This window comes from Domibacillus sp. A3M-37, assembly GCF_024213455.1.
GTDB classification, from domain to species: Bacteria; Bacillota; Bacilli; order Bacillales; family Domibacillaceae; genus Domibacillus; species Domibacillus tundrae.
In genome coordinates this window covers 225,666-243,215 of record NZ_JANAVL010000004.1, presented here as the reverse complement: position 1 = coordinate 243,215, position 17,550 = coordinate 225,666, and the positions used below count along the sequence as shown (strand labels likewise).

At 44.4% G+C, this 17,550-nt stretch carries 13 protein-coding genes, 1 other RNA gene and 1 other annotated feature; of the genes, 3 read left to right on the top strand and 11 right to left on the bottom strand.

Going from position 1 to position 17,550, the window contains the following annotated elements; all coding sequences use genetic code 11:
* Window positions 1-32 precede the first annotated feature (32 nt).
* The 8 genes from ssrS to NLX67_RS09515 all read right to left on the bottom strand — a co-directional run bounded on the left by ssrS (window position 33) and on the right by NLX67_RS09515 (window position 9,767).
* Window positions 33-218: non-coding RNA, 6S RNA (gene ssrS / locus NLX67_RS09550), on the bottom strand.
* Window positions 219-308: 90 nt separating this feature from the next.
* Complete coding sequence (gene aspS, locus NLX67_RS09545; protein ID WP_046178710.1) at window positions 309-2,081, bottom strand: aspartate--tRNA ligase; 1,773 nt, start codon at window positions 2,079-2,081, stop codon at window positions 309-311.
* Window positions 2,082-3,359 (bottom strand): histidine--tRNA ligase, encoded by a 1,278-nt coding sequence (hisS, locus tag NLX67_RS09540; protein WP_046178709.1) that lies wholly within the window; start codon window positions 3,357-3,359, stop codon window positions 2,082-2,084. It abuts the gene before it with no gap.
* Between the two features lie 56 nt (window positions 3,360-3,415).
* Window positions 3,416-3,626, bottom strand: a binding site (T-box leader).
* Window positions 3,627-3,695: 69 nt separating this feature from the next.
* Window positions 3,696-4,145, bottom strand: coding sequence for a D-aminoacyl-tRNA deacylase (gene dtd / locus NLX67_RS09535; protein ID WP_046178708.1), 450 nt, complete (start codon window positions 4,143-4,145; stop codon window positions 3,696-3,698).
* A gap of 19 nt (window positions 4,146-4,164) precedes the next feature.
* Window positions 4,165-6,363: a RelA/SpoT family protein gene (locus NLX67_RS09530; protein WP_046178707.1), complete on the bottom strand. Its 2,199-nt coding sequence runs from the start codon at window positions 6,361-6,363 to the stop codon at window positions 4,165-4,167.
* 117 nt (window positions 6,364-6,480) lie between these two features.
* On the bottom strand, window positions 6,481-6,996 hold the full coding sequence (locus tag NLX67_RS09525; protein WP_046178706.1) for an adenine phosphoribosyltransferase: 516 nt from the start codon (window positions 6,994-6,996) through the stop codon (window positions 6,481-6,483).
* On the bottom strand, window positions 6,993-9,329 hold the full coding sequence (gene recJ, locus NLX67_RS09520) for a single-stranded-DNA-specific exonuclease RecJ (protein WP_254311552.1): 2,337 nt from the start codon (window positions 9,327-9,329) through the stop codon (window positions 6,993-6,995). The genes NLX67_RS09525 and recJ overlap by 4 nt, the downstream gene beginning before the upstream one ends.
* A gap of 105 nt (window positions 9,330-9,434) precedes the next feature.
* Complete coding sequence (locus tag NLX67_RS09515; RefSeq protein ID WP_046178704.1) at window positions 9,435-9,767, bottom strand: LapA family protein; 333 nt, start codon at window positions 9,765-9,767, stop codon at window positions 9,435-9,437.
* 126 nt (window positions 9,768-9,893) lie between these two features.
* On the opposite strand from NLX67_RS09515, the gene NLX67_RS09510 reads away from it, so the two are divergent.
* Window positions 9,894-10,937, top strand: coding sequence for a C45 family autoproteolytic acyltransferase/hydrolase (locus NLX67_RS09510; protein ID WP_254311547.1), 1,044 nt, complete (start codon window positions 9,894-9,896; stop codon window positions 10,935-10,937).
* A 65-nt stretch (window positions 10,938-11,002) separates the two neighbouring features.
* On the opposite strand, the gene NLX67_RS09505 is transcribed toward NLX67_RS09510, so the two are convergent.
* A complete protein-coding gene (locus NLX67_RS09505) occupies window positions 11,003-12,283 on the bottom strand; it encodes a cation:dicarboxylate symporter family transporter (RefSeq protein ID WP_046178702.1) in 1,281 nt (426 codons plus the stop codon).
* Window positions 12,284-12,546: 263 nt separating this feature from the next.
* On the opposite strand from NLX67_RS09505, the gene NLX67_RS09500 reads away from it, so the two are divergent.
* A complete protein-coding gene (locus NLX67_RS09500) occupies window positions 12,547-13,830 on the top strand; it encodes a sensor histidine kinase (RefSeq protein ID WP_254311546.1) in 1,284 nt (427 codons plus the stop codon).
* Between the two features lie 5 nt (window positions 13,831-13,835).
* Complete coding sequence (locus NLX67_RS09495) at window positions 13,836-14,777, top strand: response regulator (protein ID WP_254311544.1); 942 nt, start codon at window positions 13,836-13,838, stop codon at window positions 14,775-14,777.
* A 65-nt stretch (window positions 14,778-14,842) separates the two neighbouring features.
* Here NLX67_RS09495 and secDF read toward each other — a convergent pair whose 3' ends face one another.
* Window positions 14,843-17,104 (bottom strand): protein translocase subunit SecDF, encoded by a 2,262-nt coding sequence (gene secDF / locus NLX67_RS09490; protein WP_254311542.1) that lies wholly within the window; start codon window positions 17,102-17,104, stop codon window positions 14,843-14,845.
* A gap of 118 nt (window positions 17,105-17,222) precedes the next feature.
* Window positions 17,223-17,540, bottom strand: a complete 318-nt coding sequence (locus NLX67_RS09485) for a post-transcriptional regulator (RefSeq protein WP_375143364.1) — start codon at window positions 17,538-17,540, stop codon at window positions 17,223-17,225.
* Window positions 17,541-17,550 lie beyond the last annotated feature (10 nt).

Below are 17,550 nucleotides of genomic sequence, written 5' to 3'. Positions count from 1 at the left end.
ATCACTCCTGTTTTTAAACATAAAAAAAGACGGCGAATCCCAATCGTGCCGTCGTTGTAAAACATATGTTTTGAACCCGCTCTACAGCAGGTGGGTGCCCTGTTTTGAGCGTTGCAAGTCCCCGCAAGGGGCATGTGCGCAGTCCAAAAACTTAGACTCCCAAACATATAGTGTTCGGTCAAAACAGAATGTGTAACTAACGTACACATCAGGATTCGCCTCATTGGATACATATTATCATACGTTTTTTTGAAGGTCAACTAAGATCCTCTTAAATTAATCAGAAAATTAAAAATAAATCTTTTGTCTTATTTAGCGGTCTGGCTGACGCGTAAATGAAGCTCTTCCAGCTGGGCATTTGACACTTCACCTGGTGCATTTGTCAACACATCTGCGGCACTTGCTGTTTTCGGGAACGCAATCGTATCACGCAAGTTTGTCCGACCGGCAAGCAGCATAACAAAACGGTCAAGACCGAGTGCAATACCACCATGTGGAGGCGTACCATATTCAAATGCATCCAGAAGGAAGCCGAATTGTTCTTTCGCCTGCTCCTCTGTAAATCCGAGCAGCTTGAACATTTTTTCCTGCACATCCCGTTCAAAAATACGGATCGAACCGCCGCCAAGCTCATAGCCGTTCAAAACAATATCATAGGCTTGCGCACGCACAGCACCCGGATCAGATTCCATTTTCTCTACATCTTCACGGAACGGCATTGTAAACGGATGATGCGCTGCATAATAGCGGCCTTCTTCTTCATCATACTCAAGCAATGGCCAGTCAGTCACCCAAAGGAAATTGTATTTAGACTCGTCAATCATCCCAAGCTCTTTGCCAAGCTTCATGCGAAGCGCGCCAAGTGCATCCGCAACAACCTTCTTTTTGTCAGCAACAAACATAATCAAATCGCCTGTTTTAGCGCCTGCCGTTTGGAGCATTTTCGCCTGCTCTTCTTCTGTGAAGAATTTGATGATTGGGCCTTTCATTCCGTCTTCTTCCACTTTGAGCCATGCGAGGCCTTTTGCGCCGTAAATCGCTGCAAATTCAGTTAAATGGTCAATATCTTTTCGGGAATATTTTTCGCCGCCGCCTGGTACACAAAGTGCTTTTACCTGGCCGCCGGATTCAACAACTTGAGCAAACACTTTAAAACCAGAGCCGCGGACGACATCGGCCATATCGATCAACTCAAGGCCGAAACGTGTATCCGGTTTGTCAGAACCGAAACGGTTCATTGCGTCATCGTACGTCATACGCTGGAACGCACCGTCGATTTCCACGTTTTTCACGCGCTTCATCACTTTTTTCAACATTTCTTCGGTCATTTGCATAATGTCTTCCTGACTCATAAAGCTTGTTTCAATATCGACTTGTGTAAATTCAGGCTGACGATCAGCACGCAAGTCTTCGTCACGGAAGCAGCGCGCAATTTGATAGTAGCGATCAACGCCGGATACCATTAACAGCTGCTTGAAAATTTGCGGTGATTGCGGCAGCGCATAAAATTCACCTGGATGTACGCGGCTTGGCACAAGATAGTCGCGCGCGCCTTCAGGAGTTGATTTTGTTAAAATCGGCGTTTCGACATCCAGAAAGCCGCCTTCATCCAAATAGTCGCGAATCGTTTTTGTCACGTCACTGCGCATTTTCAGCGTTTCAAACATAACCGGACGGCGAAGGTCCATATAGCGGTATTTCAAGCGGATGTCTTCGTTAACTTCCGTTCCGTCTTCGATCATAAACGGCGGTGTTTTCGCTTCGCTCAGCACGTTAATTTCTGTCACGTGTACTTCAATCGTACCCGTTGGAATATTTTCGTTCACTGTTTCCGCGTCACGCTTCACAATCGTTCCTTTTACATCGAGAACATACTCATTGCGGACTTTTTCTGCAACGGCAAGCGCCTCTGCCGAGATTTCCGGATTAAACACAATTTGCATGATGCCTGTGCGGTCACGCAAATCGATAAAAATCACACTGCCAAGGTCACGGCGGCGCTGCACCCATCCTTTTAATGATACTTCTTGTCCAATATGTTCTTCGGTCATTTCACCGTTATAAAACGTGCGTCCAAACATTTAGTTCGCCTCCATTTTTGTTTTCAAATAATTCACCAGTTCATTAAGCGGAATCTGGTCTTGAGAACCTTCTGTCATATCTTTGACGGTGATCCGGTTTTCCGCCAGCTCATCTTCACCAAGAATTGCCGTAAAGCGTGCATTTTGCCGGTCTGACGCTTTCAACTGAGCTTTCATTTTGCGGTCCTGGTAATCACGGTCCGCTGAGAGGCCGGCTGTTCTCAATTCATGTACGAGCGAAACAGATTGGTCTTTCGCTGCATTGCCGAGCGCAACGATAAAGCAGTCGAGTCCTTTATCAATCGGCCATTCGACTTTTTCTGCCTCCATCGCGGCAATAAAACGCTCGATGCTGAAGGCAAAACCAATACCTGGCGATTCCGGTCCGCCAAGCTGCTGCACGAGGCCGTTGTAGCGCCCGCCGCCGCAAAGCGTTGTAATCGCACCAAACCCTTCCGCCTCGCTCATCACTTCAAACGCCGTGTGATTGTAGTAATCCAGTCCGCGGACAAGTTTTGGGTCGATCGTATATTGAATACCGACTGCATCTAAATAACCTGTTACTTTTTCAAAATACGCTTTTGATTCACCGTTTAAATAATCCAAAATCGACGGTGCTGTTTTCATCAGTTCATGATCACGGTCTTTTTTGCAGTCTAAAATCCGCAGCGGATTTTGTTTTAAACGCATTTGACAGTCGCCACAAAATTCGTCAATACGAGGTTCAAAGTGACGAATCAATGCTTCACGGTGCGCGATCCGGCTATCAGCATCCCCGAGTGAATTGATGACGAGATTCAGTTTCTTCAGCCCGGCCGCTTTGTAAATATCCATGACAAGTGCGATCACTTCCGCATCAATGGCCGGGTCTTCACTGCCGATCGCTTCCACACCGAACTGGACAAACTGACGGTAACGGCCTGCCTGCGGGCGTTCATAGCGGAACATCGGGCCTGTATAATACAACTTCACTGGCTGGTCCGGAATGCCGAACATTTTGTTTTCGACAAATGAACGGACCACCGCAGCTGTCCCTTCCGGACGAAGCGTCAAGCTTCGTTCGCCCTTGTCTTCGAACGTGTACATTTCTTTTTGAACAATATCCGTCGTATCACCGACGCCGCGCTTAAACAACTCGGTATGTTCAAATATCGGCGTCCGAATTTCTTTATAGTGATAACGACGGCATACGTCTTTTGCAATCGATTCAATGTACTGCCATTTTTCCGACTGACCCGGTAAAATATCCTGCGTGCCGCGTGGAATGTTCACTGACATGATGTATTCCTCCTTTTTTTCAAAGCGCATAAAAAAACTTCCATCCCTGCAACATGCGCAGGGACGGAAGTTTTCCGCGGTACCACCCTCGTTAAAGCCGAAGCTTTCACTTTTTTTGATAACGCAATTCGCGGTTTTTCCTACGTATATTTCGGAAAAACGCCTCGGAAGTGTCTGTTCATGAAAGTGCGCCGTAAATGCTCTCAGTCTCGGCATTTTTCTCTGTCCGGCCAGTCCTTCACTACTTTTCTTCGTCTATGGCTTTAATTATGTTGTTTTAATGGGCTCATCCGTGCAACCCCGCTGAAAAAATTATAAAAAACTTTTCTCTTTATTTCAACCTAAATCTTTTGTATCGAGAATCAATGTGACTGGTCCATCATTGACAAGTGCGACATCCATCATCGCACCGAATACACCTGTTTCCACATGCACTCCTTTTTCGCGAATGAGGCGGTTGAATGTTTCATAAAGCTTTTCCGCCTGTTTGCTGGACGCCGCTTTTATAAAGTTTGGACGGCGGCCTTTTTTACAGTCACCGTATAATGTAAACTGTGAAACCGATAAAATGGCTCCGCCACGATCGAGCAGGGATTCGTTCATTTTGCCCGATTCATCTTCAAAAATGCGCAGGTGAACAATTTTTTCAGCGAGCCAAGCCGCATCTTGTTCAGTATCATCATGGGTCACGCCGACAAGCAGCACAAGCCCTGAATCAATCGCAGCTTTTACTTCTCCTGCCACTGTTACACTGGCTTTTTTGCTTCTTTGCAACACAACTTTCATCAACAGACACCTTCTATATTCAATTCATAATACGGCGGACCGAATAAATATCCGGAATTTGTTTAACCCGTTCAACGACTTTTTGCAAATGGTTCACGTTGCGTATAAAAATGGACATGTCAATCTTCGCCATTTTATTCCGATCAGAGCGTCCTGACACCGCAGATATATTTGTTTTTGTTTCGCCGACAACCTGCAGCACTTCATTAAGAAGTCCTTGCCGGTCATATCCGGAAATCTCGATATCCACAAGATATTCCTTTTGGTTGGCACCGCCGGATTCCCATTCAACCGGAATGAGACGGTTTTCCGCATCGGCATCGGCTGTCACGTTCGGGCAGTCCTCTCGGTGAACAGAGACACCGCGGCCTTTTGTAATATAGCCGACAATGTCATCTCCTGGCACCGGGTTACAGCAGCGGGACAAGCGGATTAATAAATTGTCGATGCCTTTGACCGTAACGCCTGCATTTTTCTTTTGGGCAGACGGATTTGGCGGCGCTTTTATTTCTTTTACTACTTCATGCAGCGCCGCTTCCTGATCACGCTGTTTGCGTAATTTTTCCGTCAGCCGGTTCGCAACCTGCAGTGCTGTCACACCATTATAGCCGACTGCCGCATACATGTCCTCTTCATTTAAAAAGTTGAACTTTTCAGCGACACGCTTTAAGTTTTGCTGCGTCATGACTTCTTTTACGTCAAACTCCATATTTTTAATTTCATTTTCGACCATTTCCTGGCCTTTTTCAACATTTTCTTCCCGGTTTTGCTTTTTGAAAAACTGGCGGATTTTATTTTTCGCCTGAGATGTCTGCGCCATTTTAATCCAGTCCTTGCTTGGACCATACGAATGCTTCGACGTTAAAATTTCTAAAATATCGCCTGTTTTTAATTTATAGTCAAGCGTCACCATTTTGCCATTTACTTTTGCACCAATTGTTTTATTGCCGATTTCTGAATGGATTCGAAAGGCAAAATCAATCGGAACAGAACCTGCCGGCAGTTCAAGCACATCACCTTTTGGTGTGAACACAAATACCATGTCCGAAAATAAATCGATCTTTAATGACTCCATAAATTCTTCTGCATCCTGCGATTCATTTTGAAAGTCCAGAATTTCCCGGAACCAGGTCATTTTCTTTTCAAAAGACGCACTATCGTCCACCGTACGCCCTTCTTTGTACGCCCAGTGCGCTGCCACACCGAATTCCGCAATGCGATGCATGTCTTCTGTCCGAATTTGCACCTCAAGCGGATCTCCCTTTGGACCAATGACCGTCGTATGAAGCGACTGGTACATATTCGTTTTCGGCATCGCGATGTAATCTTTAAAACGGCCCGGCATCGGCTTCCAGCACGTGTGGATAATACCTAATGCTGCGTAACAGTCTTTAATGCTGTCGACGACAATACGCACTGCCAATAAGTCATATATTTCGTTAAATTGTTTGTGCTGCAGCGCCATTTTCCGGTAAATACTGTATATATGTTTCGGGCGGCCGGATATTTCTGATTCAATGTCCATATCATCCAGACGGCTCCGCATTAAATCGATCACATCGTCTAAATATTGCTCCCGCTCTTCCCGTTTCCGTTTCATTAAATTAACGATCCGGTAATATTGCTGCGGGTTTAAATAGCGAAGCGCCGTATCTTCAAGCTCCCATTTAATTTTCGACATACCAAGACGGTGGGCGAGCGGTGCGAAGATTTCCAGCGTTTCATTAGAAATACGCCGTTGTTTTTCCTGCGGCAAATGCTTTAATGTCCGCATATTGTGAAGACGGTCAGCAAGCTTAATTAAAATAACCCGAATGTCCTGCGCCATGGCAACAAACATTTTCCGATGATTTTCCGCCTGCTGTTCTTCTTTTGATTTATATTTAATTTTCCCAAGCTTGGTTACGCCGTCCACAAGCATGGCCACTTCCGCGCTAAATTCATCCGCCAAATCCTGCAGCGTAACGTCCGTATCTTCTACAACATCGTGCAGAAAGCCGGAAGCGACAGTAGCCGGGTCCATTTCAAGGTCAGCCAAAATGCCGGCAACCTGAATTGGATGAATAATGTACGGCTCGCCCGATTTGCGAAACTGGTGCTTATGCGCCTCTTTCGCATACTCAAACGCGCGCCGAACAAATTCGACATGCTCCTCGTTCAAGTAGGCACGGGTCCGGTCAATGACCTGGTCGGCGGTTAATATCTGGTCTTTCGCCATATGTTTTGTTCACCTTCGCCCTTTCCGAAAAAACTAATTGTTCTTATTATCGAAAAAAAAGCGCAGGATGTAAAGTCATCCTGCACTTTTTTTCTGAATTGGGCGATTTTTGTCGAATCAATCGTACGGAATAATCGTTAAAATATCATAACCGTCAAGTTTATCGCGTCCATTCAAATAATTTAATTCAATTAAAAAAGCAATGCCGACGACAATGCCGCCAAGCTGTTCCACAAGCTTAATTGTCGCCTCAATCGTGCCGCCTGTTGCAAGAAGGTCATCTGTAATGAGGATGCGCTGCCCCGGCTTGACAGCGTCTTTATGGATCGTCAGCACGTCTTTGCCATATTCAAGACCATACTCTACTTTAATTGTTTCACGCGGCAGTTTGCCGTCTTTACGTACAGGTGCAAAACCAACACCAAGTGAATAGGCAACCGGGCAGCCGACAATAAAGCCGCGCGCTTCTGGTCCAACGATTAAATCCGCCTGCTTTTCTTTTGCATATGTGACAATTTGGTCAGTCGCATAACGAAACGCATCGCCATTGTCCATCAGCGGCGTAATATCTTTAAACTGAATGCCCGGCTTCGGCCAGTCCGGCACAATTTTAATATACTGTTTTAAATTCATTTCAATCGTTCCTCCCTATGTGCAGCAGGCTGCTTCATCCACCCGTCAAGAATCGTTTTTAATTCCCGGTAGGATGAGTACAACAGCTTTTGTTCAAGGTCAAATTGCGTCTGCTTTCGTATGTAGGCAGGCGACTCGCTTAAATCACGCTTGTCCGCTTCCTTTTGCACTTCAATCTTTCCATCGTTTAGTTTAACAAATCCAAGCTCAAAAAACACCTTTGACATAAAGCGGATCGCCCCGTATGACCAGCCTTGCTTTTTAGCCAGCAGCTCCCCGTGCTGCTTTACATCAAATGATTCTCTTTTCAACAAAAAACCGTAGTACGATTTAAACTGGTCCCGCGTTGGCATTGCGCTAAAAAAATGGCTTTCCTTTGTGCTGAAATGAGCGTAAATACGCGCGGGCGATTTTCCGGCAAGCAGTGATTTTATCATCTGTTCGTTTTCTGGCAAATCTAGCAGAATCACATTCTTCTCATCAATCATAACGTTTTCGGCCTCTTGTTCCGTTTGTACGAATACGATGGCCGGATCTGCAGATTCTCGCCCGAAAGAAATGGCAACCTTGCCATCCGGCACGTCTTTGTACCAGCTGGACAGATTTTTTCCGCCGCGCATATCAAACAGCTGGCATTCATCTACACGCATATCGCGAAGCATGAGCTGCGGCCGGCGCATATTGTTCCATTCATTAATTGATAATTCGCCAATCACAGAAATGTCTGATGTCTTGGCGACTTGATCAACATAATCGCCCATCCCAAAACCGATCCCATCAATCGTCTGGCCGTCTTGTTCAAAGGCAGCTTTTAAATGGGTTTGATTGGCGCCGATTTTTTTCATAGAGGCAATTTTTGCTTCTTGAATGACAAACAGCGGCTTCGGGTTATTCATCCCAAATGGCGCCAGCTTATTCAGCTCTTCAATGCCTTGAACAGTAATATCTGAAATTGACGCTTCTCCATCAATCTGGATGATTGGCGTAAAATCTTCCGCTGTCAACGTGTCATTCGCAATTTCAACCATACGGCGGCGCAGTTCATCGACATCATTAATCGAGAGTGTCATACCAGCGGCCATCGGATGTCCGCCAAAATGGGGCAAAATGTCACGGCATGTCGATAAGCTTTTAAATAGATCGAATCCTTTAATGCTTCTGGCAGACCCTTTAGCGATTCCTTTTTCTGAATCAAACCCAAGCACAATGGCCGGGCGGTAAAACGTATCCGTCAGACGGGATGCGACAATGCCGACAACACCGGGATTCCATCCTTCTTTGCCAACAATAATAACCGGGTATTCGTCCGGTGGATAGTCCCGGTTAACCATCTCAATTGCTTCTTTCGCTATTTCATTCACGATCGTTTGGCGCTGCTTGTTCATCGCATCGATTTCTTCTGCAAGCATCATTGCTTCTTCCAAGTCTTCCGTCAGCATAAGTTCTGCTGCAGGACCGGCGTCGTCGAGCCGGCCGGCCGCATTAATACGCGGTCCGATCATAAATCCGACTGTTTCTTCATTAATCGATGATTGCTCCGTACCTGTTTGTTTACAAAGTGCGACAATACCCGGACGCTCTGACTGACGAAGGGCTGAGATGCCTTTTTTTGCAATCAGTCGATTTTCTCCATTTAATGGAACTAAATCAGCAATTGTTCCGATCGCTGCTAAATCGAGCAAATGCTCCGGCACTTTTCCATATAATGCATGTGCTACTTTTAACGCAACGCCCACACCTGCAAGATACCCAAACGGATACGTCCCGTCCGGATGCTTCGGGTGGATAATGGCTAACGCTTCCGGCAGCTCAGGTCCTGGTTCATGATGATCGGTAATAATTAAATCAATGCCGATTTCTTTTGCCACTTGGGCTTCATGGATACCTGAAATACCAGTATCGACGGTGATAATTAAGCCAAATCCACTTTCTTTCGCATGACGAAAAGCCGGCTCATTCGGACCATATCCTTCCGTAAACCGGTTTGGAATATAATAATCAGCGAGAACACCGTAATCACGAAGCGCTGTTAAAAGCACCGAGGTGCTGCTGACACCATCCGCATCATAATCACCAAAGACAAGAACTGCTTCCTCCTGCTCTTTCGCCTGGCGAATACGGTCGATTGCTTTATCCATGTCTTTTAATAAAAAAGGATCGTGAAACGTCACGCCTTCATCAAACAAAAAAGCACGTGCTTCTTCTTTTTCCGTGATTCCACGTCCCAATAAAAGCGATGCTGCGAGCGGGCTCGTCCCAACTTCTTCCGCAAACGCTTCACTTTTTGTGCGGTCCACTTCTTTCACGGACCAGCGCATTTTTGGTTTCAGCATAATTTCACCCCATAACTTACTCATTATACAGGTCAAATGAAGAAATGACAACAAAGAGAAAAAACCGACAGAGCTGTGAAAAATCAAACAGCCGTCGGTTTTTTGTTAATCGCCATCCGGCGCCAGCCGGGTTGAATTAGCTGCCGGTGTCACTGCTTCTCGTTGCTCCAGCTTTAATTCATGCATTTCTTTTTTTAATTGTTCATTTAGGCGAACCAGTTCCTTATTTTGGCGTTTTAGCGCCATCACCCGGAACAAACTGAACATAAAAATTGCCAGCCCACCCATCAAAACGGAAAATAAAATGACAAGAATAAGCGGCCACTGAGCAGAGCCGAATGCGTAATTAACGGTAACCGGATCGACATTGATGACAGCAAAAAGAGCGATTATAAGCGCAAAAATCAATCCTAGAATAAGTGCTGTTTGTGTTTTCAATCTGATCCCCCCTATGTGACTTACTTTTCCCTTTTTTCAACTCACTTCAAACATTCCTATACACTTCGTTCTTGAAATCTTTTTTCAAAAAAGGCACGATATAAAGAAAAAGAAAGCAGGAACGAGATGCAGCGCTTTTACGTAGACGTTATTCAAGGAAGAGGCAGTTATTACGATCTAGGACGCCTTGCCGGCGACAAATTAAAACAGTCGCCGCTTTTTGCTGTTCATCAAAAACGTCGTAAAAAATCCCTTCGTTCATATGATATAAACTTTCAGCAAGTAAAAAGGTATTTTTACACGTACGCTCCTGTTATGTGGGAAGAGTTTGAAGGGCTGGCCGAATCACTTGGCTGGTCGTTATATGACGTCATCCATGAATACAGCGGCTTTCAGGCGGATGATGTTAACAGCGGCTGCTCAGCGATGATGAGCGGTGGTGTTTTTGCAAGGAATTATGATTTTCATCCAAAAACATACGAAGGCCGGCTTCTTTTATGGCAGCCTGACCACGGCTACGCGTCTGTCGGCATCAGCGGTCGAATGGTCGGGCGGATTGACGGCATGAACGAAAAGGGCCTTGTCATCGGGTTTCATTTTGTGAACCGGCGCCGCGCTGAAGACGGCTTTACGTGCAGCGTGATCGCCCGTATTGTGCTTGATTCGTGTGCGACAACCGAAGAAGCGATTGCGCTCCTTTCGTCTATTCCGCACCGCCATTCCTTTAATTATTCTCTTTTCGATGCATCACTGCAAAGCGCCGTTGTCGAAGCTTCGCCGCGCGGCATTCATGTATATAAGCAGACAACTGCCTGCGCCAACCACTTTGTTTCAGGTGAATTATCGGGTGAAAACCGCTACCATACGATAGAATCCAAAGAACGGCTTCATGCGCTAAAAGGTTATTCTCAAACACCAAGAAGTGCAGAAAAAGCATACGAGCTTTTTAACGATCCAGCTCATGGAATTTTCAAAAAGAAATACGCCAGCTGGGCAGGGACACTTCATACAACGGTATATGAACCAGAGTCCCTTCATGTCCTCATCGGAATTGGCGAACAAGCCCGCCCGCTGCCGGTTGATTTCGGCCGGTGGGTGAGCGGAGAACGCCTGCCCGTTACGCGTTTATTCGGTCGTATTCATTCAAAAGAATCGTTCGTTCATATGTAACTCGCTTTCAATCAGTGCGATGGAAAAACGAAAAAAGACAGGCTTTTAGACAGCCTGTCTCTTTTTTATGCAGATTTTGATTGCTGCAGCTGGCGAACTTCATCCAGATATCGCTGCGCTTTCCCCTCATCATACTGCCCTTCCCATTTGGACAATACAATCGCTGCAAGAGAGTTTCCGACAACGTTAACCGCCGTGCGGGCCATATCCAGGATACGGTCGATCCCTGCAATAAAGGCTAACCCTTCAACTGGAATTCCAACGGTTCCCAATGTCGCAAGCAGCACGACAAACGAAACACCCGGAACTCCTGCAATTCCTTTTGATGTTACCATTAACACAAGAACAAGCGACAATTGTTCTGCCATTGACAAATCAATGCCGTACATTTGCGCGATAAACAGTGCCGCAATAGCCTGGTAAAGTGTTGATCCATCGAGGTTAAATGAATAACCTGTTGGAATAACAAACGATACAATGGCTTTCGGGCAGCCGAATTTCTCCATTTTCTCAATTAATTTTGGAAGAACCGTTTCGGAACTTGACGTTGTGTACGCAAGAATCAATTCGTCTTTCAAAATTTTAAACAAGTTAAAAATGTTAACGCCGACCAGTTTTGCCGTCAGCCCGAGCACCACAAGAACAAAGAAGAACATGGCGCCGTATACAAGAATAATCAGTTTGCTAAGTGGAATAAGCGATCCCACACCGAATTTTGATACAGTCACCCCGATCAAGGCAAAAACGCCAAACGGAGCAAACTTCATAATTTGGTTTGTTATATAAAACATCGCTTCTGATGTTCCATGGAAAAACTGCAGAACCGGTTTTCCTTTTTCACCGATCGCCGCAATACCAAGACCGAACACAACGGAGAAAAAGATGATCGCGAGCATATCGCCTTCTGCAAGAGATGCGAATAAGTTAGCTGGCACTATGTTTACAAATGTTTCCGCAAACCCGTGATCCGATGTTTCTTCGCTTGTGCTTACATAACTTCCAATGTCGGTTTTGTCCAAAGAAGACATGTCAATGCCTGCACCCGGCTGAAAAATATTTCCGGCGGCGAGCCCGACTAAAATGGCAACCGTCGTAATGATTTCAAAATAAAGAAGCGTTTTGCCGCCCAGTTTCCCGAGCTTTTTCGTATCGCCTACACCAGCTACTCCCACAATGATACTTGAAATAACGATTGGGATAACGATCATTTTAATCAGATGGAGAAAAATATCACCAATCGGCTGCAAGTAATCTGCTACATGTGGATTGCCGTAAAATATTGCTCCTACTATAATACCAGCAATTAACCCAATGAGGATTTGCCATGCTAAACCAATTTTCTTCATTTAACCAACCCTTTCCTTTATTCATAAGTTACGGCTGCGTTTCAGCGGCCTCTTATTCTCTACCATTTCACCTGCAAAATATGTCTGCTGTTTTCGAAGCAGGTCAACAGGTACACTACCATGTATAAAACTATATTGTATAACCTACAAAATCATACACCTCTCGACAAAGTGAGCGTTTTTTTTCGAAAATAAAGCAATATTGTATTACGCGCCGCCCAATTGTATACTATTTCTCATACATTGGAACGAAAGGAGGGCTCGTGATCCTTTATTCACACCCTTTTTTAAAAAATAACCGGCTGCTTATACTGTTGATGATGATTAGTGTTCCAGCAGCGGGAGAATTAAAAATTTATCCTTTTAGTGAGGCGTTTCGGATCGGCCTGGGACCGCCCGTTATGTTTTTTTTCTTATTATTTTTAAAAAAAGAATTCATTTTACAGGCTGGCTTCCTCACTGCTTCAGTTGTCATTTTATTTCGTACAAGCATTGACTTGGTCATGTTCCACCATGAGAGTATACTTCTCTCGCTTTTGCATCATTTCCCTGCATTTATGTATTATTTTTTATACGCGTACTTATTTGACCGTCTGGGCATAAAACACTATCGCGACCGCTCCATCGCTGTTGGGTTTAGTGTGCTTAGCATCGATTTACTCTCCAATGCGGCAGAATTGTTTATCGATTACCTTCTGTTTGCCATCACTTTTTCTTTTGGCGATATGCTGGAAATTGTTTTCATTGCACTTGCCCGCAGCTTTATCGTTCTTAGTTTTTTAAACATGCTGAAGCTGAATGAAGCACACGCCAGGGAAAAACACATAATAGAACAAAACGAACATATGCTAATGCTTGTTTCAAGTTTATACGAAGAAACGGTTTATTTAAAAAAAACGCTGAATGATGCTGAAGAAGCAACCAGGGAATCCTATCAGCTGTATCGGTCCTTTAAACAGACGGACAGCAGAGCGAGCCAGCAGGCGCTGAAATTGGCAGGCAAAATTCATGAAATTAAAAAAGACAATCAGCGGATTTTTGCGGGCCTGTCAAATGTCATTATCAATGAGAGCCCGAAAGATTTTATGAGCGTTCCGGAGCTGGTTCAATTAACGGTTCGGATCAATGAAAAATACGCTGTGTCTTTAAAAAAGACAATTACGTTTTCACTGGCTGTTTCCGGAGACCATCCTCATTATCACGTTTACACGTTTTTATCGTTAACAAATAATCTTGTATCAAATGCGGTGGAAGCAATCGAAGAAGCCGGTTCTGTCCGAATTGAGCTTACCCGATCCCGCGGACTGATAGAACTACACGTTTTCAACAGCGGCCTGCCGATTCCAGAAAAATATAAACACATTATTTTTGATCCAGGCTTTACTACGAAATATGATAAGCAGGGGAATCCCTCAACAGGCATTGGCCTCGCCCACGTAAAAGAGCTTGTCACTAGCTTGAACGGTGATATTACCCTAGTGAATGAGCCGAATGGTGTCCTGTTTGTGATTAAACTCCCGATGCACAGGTTAATTCAGAAAGGTTGATTGCTATGCGTTTTTTTATTGTGGATGATGATGAAGCGATACGCTTCATTTTGGCGAAAATCATTGAAGATGAAGATTTGGGCGAGGTCGTCGGTGAACTAGCGGACGGGGAGCAGCTAACCGGTTCTTTTTTAAATATGCAAAAAATAGATATCCTTTTCATTGATCTGCTTATGCCGATCAAGGACGGCATTGAAACCATTCGTGATTTGATAGGGCATTACCAGGGCAAAATCATTATGATTTCTCAAGTAGAAGCGAAGGAACTTATTGGTGAAGCATATTCTCTCGGAGCGGAGTACTACGTAATGAAACCCATTAACCGGATTGAGATGATCACGGTTATCCGAAAAGTAAAGGAACGGATTCAACTGGAAAAATCGATTGAAACCATTAAAACCTCCCTTAGCAGTCTGCTGCCTGCTGATAATAGTGCGGCGCGCTCCGCACAGAATGAAAACAGCCTGGCGGATATCGGGGAATACCTCTTGTCCGAGCTCGGCCTTGTCGGGCATAACGGAGCAAAGGATCTGATGGAGATTCTTCACTTTTTATTTTCAGATGAGGAGGCATTAGCGTCGGACCAAAACTTTCCATCATTGAAAATGATTTTTGAAAAAACGATTCAAAAAAGACTTGGTTTCTCTGTTTCGGAACAAGACATCGGCAGAGAAATAAGAGCGTCTGAACAGAGGGTTCGCAGAGCTATCATTCATTCCACTGCCCATTTTGCTTCCCTCGGTCTGACAGACTATGCAAATCCCAAGTTCGAGTATTATGCGGCGAAATTTTTTGACTTTATGACCGTTCGGCAAAAAATGATCGACCTGCAGGAAAACCCGCATTCTTCTTCCACCCCTATTAAGGTGAATATGAAAAAATTTATTCAAATGTTCTTTTTTGAAGCAAAACGACTGAAAGCGGAGATGAATCAACCTGTTTACTAATATAAAAGAAAAACCTGCAAACTTCTCACAATGTGTGAGCTCGTTTGCAGGTTTTTTTCAGCAGCTTATACTTGTAATTCGTCTTTATTTGTAACCTTTTCTTTATACGTAATCAATTGTCCTTTTTTCTTCAATTCTTTCTTTTTCCAAATCAGCCATAGCTGAGAAGCAATAAAGATGGAAGAATAAGCGCCGCCAATCAGGCCGACGAGAAGCGCAATCGAGAAGTTTAAAATCGATGAGCTTCCTAACACAATAAGGGCCAGCACAGCGATGACCACGGTTAAAACGGTGTTAATCGAACGCGCCAATGTTTGACGGATGCTTTTGTTTACAATAACGTCGAGCTGTTCCGGTGCCGTGATTTTTTTCGCTTTCAACATATTTTCCCGAACACGGTCAAATGTCACAATCGTATCATTAATGGAATAGCCCACAATCGTGAGGACGGCTGCGATAAAGGTGATGTCCACTTCAAGACGCGTCAAGCTGAAAAAGGCAATAATGAAAAAGACATCATGCAGCAGGGCGAGTACAGCTGCAACGCCCATGTAAAGCTCAAAACGGAAAGCGACGTAAAGAATAATCCCTACTGCTGCAACCGCCAAAGCTATAACAGCATTTTTTGCTAACTCTTTTCCGACCACTGGTGATACGGTACTAATATTCGGTTCTGCACCGAACGTTTCATTTAAGCTTGTTTTTATTTCCGCAATTTCCTGCTGCGTTAACGCTTCATCAAACCGGGCAGACGCCATATTTTGATTATCCCCGCCAAGTGTCACGTTTACATCATATCCCAGCTTGTCCAGCTCTGCTTCCACAGCCTGCTCGGTTAATGGCTCGTCAGACAACAATTCCAGCCTGGAACCACTTGAAAAATCAATTCCCAAGTTTAAACGGAAAACAGCAAGGACGATCATGCCTGCTATAATCGCAATAGCCGAAAGGGCAAACAATTTTTTATGAGGCTTGACAAAATCAAGCTTATCGAATTTAGTTGGCAAGTCGAGTGCGTCGTATCCTTCGCTGATCGGATAAATAGCTGATTTTTTCACGCCGAACCAGCCTGGCTTATCGTTGAGCCAATTGCTTTTCACGAGCAGGCTCATTAACACTCTTGCTCCCCAGATAGCGGTAATAAAGCTGACAAGAATACTGATAATAAGCGTTGTCGCAAACCCTTTAACAGAGCTTGTTCCAAAATAAAACAATACCCCTCCCGCTAAAAGGGTTGTTAAGTTCGCATCCACTACTGTAAGGAACGCATTGCTGCTTCCTGTTTTAAAAGCAGATTTAATAGAGCGGCCAATTTTAATTTCTTCCCGAATCCGTTCAGCCGTAATGATATTGGCATCTACCGCCATCCCGACTCCAAGAATAAGAGCGGCAATACCCGGAAGTGTCATAACCGCATTAATTAAATCGAAAGCAAGGAGTGTCAAATAAAGAAATACCGATAACGTAATAACGGCAATAATCCCTGGAAGTCGATAATAGAAAATGATGAATAAAAAGATGATGGCGATTCCGACAATGCCGGCAAGCACCGTTTCATTCAATGCTTTTTCTCCAAATTGAGCGCCGACCGATGTTGAATAAATCTCATTCAATTTGACCGGTAATGCACCCGCATCTAGTAAAGCCGCAAGTTCCTGGGCTTCTTCTACTGTGAAATCACCTTGAATTGTCACATCTGTCGTATTGAATACTTCATCGACATTTGGTGCGGATAAAAATTTTGGATTTTCTTTTTGCGCTTCTTTCGCAAATGAATCGACGCCTTCTTCAAAATCAAGCCAAATGACTAATTGATTGTTTGGCGTCATCGCGACAATTTTTTCCGTTACTTCTTTAAATTTGCTGCTGTCCTTTAATTTAACCGCTACATTTGGCTCGCCTGTTTCTGTAAAGGACTGTTCAGCTCCTCCTTCAACAAGGTCGCTGCCATCCATCATCAAGTTATCATTAATATCACGGAAAGATAAATTTGCTTGTGTTGAAAGCATGCTGCGCGCCTGTTCCTGGTCTTCAACACCAGCAAGCTGAACACGAATCCGGTTTCCTTCTTCTACCTGAATACTCGGTTCACTGACGCCAAGGGCATTGATCCGTTTATCAAGTGCCTCAGCGGTATCCGCTACGACACTCTCTGTTATTTTCTGTCCTTCTTTTGCAGGCTCTACTTCATACAACACTTCAAAACCGCCCTGCAAATCAAGACCGAGCTTAATATTTTTAACGATATCGTTCGCAGTGACGCCCATAGCGCCAAATAACATGGCCACCACAAGCAAAAAAGCGACGATCCGGCTCCGTTTTACCATTCTTCATTCCCACTCCTTATTGTATGTAAAAAAACAAGTTGATAAAAAAAATTCCGGTAACGAATACCAGAATTCCTCAGCAATCTTCATTATGAATGAGAAAAAACAGACTGTCAATTTACTCACGGTCTTTACGGGAATCAAATAAAAAGGCCATTTCTTTATTTGATAAAGGTTCCCCCCATTCGGGCGTCTTGAACGCTGTGATCTGCATGTAATTCATATACTCGCCTGGCTTGACGGATAAAATATCCCCGACCAAACGTGATAAAGGCCGTTCTTCATCGATTTTTTTCCACTTTTTATTCAGTAGATAAAGCCAAAGTGTTTCGATTTCTGCCGTCCGGTAATTAAGCAGCCGGAATTCTTCCACTTTGCTGACCAATGCTGGCAATAGCTTACCGTAATACACGTCATATGGATGCTTTCCCATCATGAATGCCCCC